Origin of the sequence: Thermanaerothrix sp. (assembly GCA_026417795.1) — a bacterium.
Lineage (GTDB): Bacteria > Synergistota > Synergistia > Synergistales > Synergistaceae > Thermanaerovibrio.
The window spans coordinates 1-3,889 of sequence record JAOACP010000062.1 but is presented as its reverse complement, the minus strand read 5'-3'; the positions used below and the strand labels follow the sequence as shown (position 1 = coordinate 3,889).

The 3,889-nt window shown below is 48.7% G+C and carries 6 protein-coding genes; all 6 read left to right on the top strand.

All coding sequences use genetic code 11. The annotated features are described in order from the left end of the window. On the top strand, positions 1–447 hold a 447-nt coding region (locus tag N2315_08855), incomplete at its 5' end, for a hypothetical protein (GenBank protein ID MCX7829285.1). After that, complete coding sequence (locus N2315_08850) at positions 444–1,034, top strand: transglycosylase SLT domain-containing protein (protein MCX7829284.1); 591 nt, start codon at positions 444–446, stop codon at positions 1,032–1,034. The genes N2315_08855 and N2315_08850, both read left to right, overlap by 4 nt. A gap of 242 nt (positions 1,035–1,276) precedes the next feature. Further along, on the top strand, positions 1,277–1,729 hold the full coding sequence (locus N2315_08845) for a hypothetical protein (GenBank protein MCX7829283.1): 453 nt from the start codon (positions 1,277–1,279) through the stop codon (positions 1,727–1,729). Beyond that, on the top strand, positions 1,726–1,986 hold the full coding sequence (locus N2315_08840) for a hypothetical protein (protein MCX7829282.1): 261 nt from the start codon (positions 1,726–1,728) through the stop codon (positions 1,984–1,986). The genes N2315_08845 and N2315_08840 overlap by 4 nt, the downstream gene beginning before the upstream one ends. Continuing rightward, positions 1,983–3,029 (top strand): hypothetical protein, encoded by a 1,047-nt coding sequence (locus N2315_08835; GenBank protein MCX7829281.1) that lies wholly within the window; start codon positions 1,983–1,985, stop codon positions 3,027–3,029. Before N2315_08840 ends, N2315_08835 begins: the two co-directional genes overlap by 4 nt. Further along, a complete protein-coding gene (locus N2315_08830) occupies positions 3,029–3,679 on the top strand; it encodes a hypothetical protein (GenBank protein ID MCX7829280.1) in 651 nt (216 codons plus the stop codon). The genes N2315_08835 and N2315_08830 overlap by 1 nt, the downstream gene beginning before the upstream one ends. The last annotated feature ends 210 nt before the right edge of the window (positions 3,680–3,889 follow it).

Genomic DNA, 3,889 nt, shown 5'->3' with positions numbered 1-3,889 from the left:
GTTGTCTTCCTCAGGGTTAGTCTATCAAACAGGCGGACAAACTCAGACGGTGAACCTACGATGAACGTGCTTGAGGACATACAGACAAGCTTTCAGAGACTGGCAAATATGGCCGATCGCTACCGTATAAGCATCCAGCAGAATATGGTAACTAGCTTGTATGCCGATCGGCTAAGGGCCGGCGCAAATATTATTTGGGAAAGGCAAAATGGACTGCTGAGCTGGCGGTTAGAAGATCCGATCGGGGATAAAATCCGGTTGGAGGGATGGGATATTATTAAGAATTATTCGCAAATGCTATTTGATCAGTCGGTTAAGCAGATTGAGAAGGTACGAAGCGAACGGAGGTTCGGATCGGAGGATCAGGTTCAGCATTCGCAAATATTTGGGCACCTTACAAATCAGATTAATCAAATCCTGCAAGCGCTAAGGTTTCCCGTCGTATGAGTCGGACAAAGTACATCGCTTACACGATTGAGCAAGCAAGGAAACAAGGAATACCTCCAGAAATCCTGACCGGTCTTATTCAGATAGAGAGCGGATATAATCCTAATGCGGTGGGTGATGGGGGGAAGGCCGTAGGGATTGCTCAGATTTGGCCGGAAACCGCTAAAGAGCTTGGGTTAGAGAACCGGTATGATCCTTTTGCTTCGATTGAAGCCGCGGCAACGTATCTTAAGAAGCAATATCAGCGGCTGGGGGACTGGAGGAAGGCGGTAGATGCCTACCAAGGGGTAAGAAAATCACCCTCGCGGTTCGATAAGATAGTTGCTGAAGGGAAAAAGATTTTAGGGGAAGAAAAGAAAGAGGAAAGCGGTATTTGGGATTTCGAAAAGGGGGTTAAGAAAGTACTTGAGGATATTGTAAACGCCATCCCTATCCTTAGGGAGGCGAAAGAAAAGACAGAACCCGTAAGAAAGGTTTTAGAGGTTGATGAAAAGAAAATCGGTCAATGGGCCATGATATTAGGAGCGTGGCTATTAGTAGGGTTACTCATCTTTTTAGGCATTTGGGCGATGGTCAATGAGCGATGAGTCGCGAAGACGTGAAAAACTGGGTGCTACGAGGAGTAACCGCCGTCGTGGGTGGGCTTTCTGGTGCGGTGGTAATCCTTTTTCAGAAACTTCTGGAATGCTTAGAGCGGGGATGATCACAAGCTTATTGTTTTCCTCGGCGGTGGGGGGAGTGTTATTACTCGCTGGGGGATACTCTGCGAATATTGGGTTATTGGTTTGTGGGGCGCTGATTATAGGCGGATCGATAACGGAGCTAACTGATGGTAACGGCTGAAGAATGGATTGAATTCCAAAAGATTGCAAAGGAGATTCGGGATGTATTAAAGGACATCCGCGAGATCTCATTGCCGGCAAAGAAAATACCGACTCATCTTGCATGGGTGCCGCCCGATTGGACAATTTCGGGGAGCATAACAAACGGTAATTTCCAAGATATCGACCTGGGTACCCATGAAGGGGGATATCTTAGGGCGGTATCGTATGGGTTCCATCCAACACGCATCCATTTTAACCCGCCTATGGATCCCTCAAGTAGCTTCCCTGGAGTTTGGGGGGAACGCGGGCGTATGTTTACGATCAACGGATACGAGCATAATTTGTTTTTCATTCATAAGACAATCACCATGATTCGAATCTCAAACCATTCAGGGTTTGGTAATCACATCTCTTTGGAGTGGTGGAGCTTAAATAGTCTTAAGGAGGTAGGATGGTGAGCATCAATTACCGGCCAAGCCAGGAAAGAGGCGAGTTCCATGGGTCGTATTATTACATGAGACAGGGGACCTTCTTTTATGGGGAAGGGCTGAAAGGGTACGTGATCGAGGGGTCATTTGCAGATTTGGAGCTAGACAATAGCGCAAGCGTTCCTTCTGAACCCCTGTCTAAGGCAAAAGGGGTTTGGAGAGGGGATTTGATGCCGTTAACAAATGGGGTATTTCTCACGGATGCGCTCGTGTTTATCGTGGAATGAGCGAATATAGCATCTATGCCGGAAAGTGGCTGAGAAAGGAGTCGATCGCTGCGGGGGAAACCCTAACAATTGCCCCTGAGATTGTAGGGGACGATAGGGTTTTGTGGCTGTCTTGCGGCATAGAAGCAAAATCAGATGCGGAGTTTCTTATCGAAAGCCTCAGCTTCAATCTGGCTAATGGAGATGTTCTCCTATGGGTACTCAATGGCTTTAGTCGAATTGTGGTAAACAGAGGTTTGGTCAAAATTTGGTTAAGCGAATTAAGAGATCCGGCCTTCTTGCAGAACCTGATACAGTCCAAGCCAAAGGAAGAAGGACTAATCGGAAGACATGTTTTCACCGCAAGCGGGGTTTTAACCTTAAGCCAGTTCACTAAAGGGATTTACTTCATCGGACAAGGAGGAGGGGGAGGAGGTGTTTCGGTTTCGCCTGGGGCGCCTTCTGGGACAACTATATGTATTGCGGGTGAACCTGGAAATAATGGGAATGTGGGCGAGGGATTTTTTCCAAAAGACGTACTTGCCGGTAAAGTCAACGTCACGATTGGTGCGGGAGGAATAGGCGGCGCCGGCAGTTCGTTTTCGATATCAACAAGTAGCACGGGATACAAAGGGGGAGATGGCGGAGATACGAAGATACATACTGCCGTAATACGAGGAGGAAAAGGAGGAGATGCAGCAATATTTGTAACGTCAACGGCTTCTAGCGAGTCAACAACGTCTAGCTTTTCATCAGATCCCTATACGGACGACCAAAACCTACTAATAGTAAAAAGAACCAATAAGAGACTAAGGATAACTGTGCGGGCAGATCATACAATCGGAAATGGTGATGCGCACGATGTAGCGGCTTTGCCTGACCGGCCAAGATCTAGAATAACGGGATCAATAACCTCATCAACCCCCGCTCATGGCCAAAGTTCACCTTATTTAGGTCATGGAGGAGGCGGTGCGGTTGCTGTCCACAAAGCGGGGAGCTCTTCTAACCTAGGAGTAGGCGGTAACGGGAGGGATGGATGGATGATCATTGAGGAGTGGGGTTAATGGGGTTTAAACTTTCCCAAGTTAAGAAATACGAAGCAAACGGGGTTTGGACAAGACCGGCCAACGTGCAAGCCGTCTATATAAAAGCCATGGGCGGCGGTGGTGGAGGTGGAGGATGTGCGGGCGCAGGCTCAGGTAGCTATCGGGCAGGAATGCAAGGGCAGAGTGGTGCTTTCGTTGAAGCCTTCATCACCAGTCCGCCCAATACAGTCAACATAACTGTAGGAACGGGCGGCGCAGGAGGAACAGGAACCTCAGCCGGAGCGAACGGCGGAGATTCTTCGTTTGGAACGTTGGTAATCGCCAAAGGGGGACTTGGGGGATTGGCAAACCTATCAGCAAATACCAATGCACAAAACCCGCCTTCTGGGAATGTGGGCGATCTTGTTTGGCAAGCAAATACTGGACCTATGATTACGATATCTTCCACCTCCGGAGTGGCCGTACAATTAGGACAGGTTCTGCCTTATGGGTGGATAGGATATGATCAGTCCGTAAGTCTTCAAACCGCAGGGGGAGTTGTCAATGGATCGAATGCGACCGTAGAGGGAGCCGGAGGAGGGGGAAGTTATGTCAACGCGGCAAGCGGAACAAACGCAAGCGGGGGAAATGGAATGAGGGGGTTTGTGATTGTGTATGAGTATGAATGATGGTGCTGTGAGCTTCTGTGGGGCTTTCTGGGGCAAGATTCTAAGGGGGTCGCTACTGCCCTATTGGTGGGGTAGAAAATGAGGCTGTAGGACGATTGTAGAAGGTTTAGCGATGGGGTCCAGCGATGAGCTGGATTTTTTGTTTTTGGGGAAGCAAAAGGGGTGCCAGGAGGGGTGGCACACTTTTTGGGCTGTCTCTTATACACATCT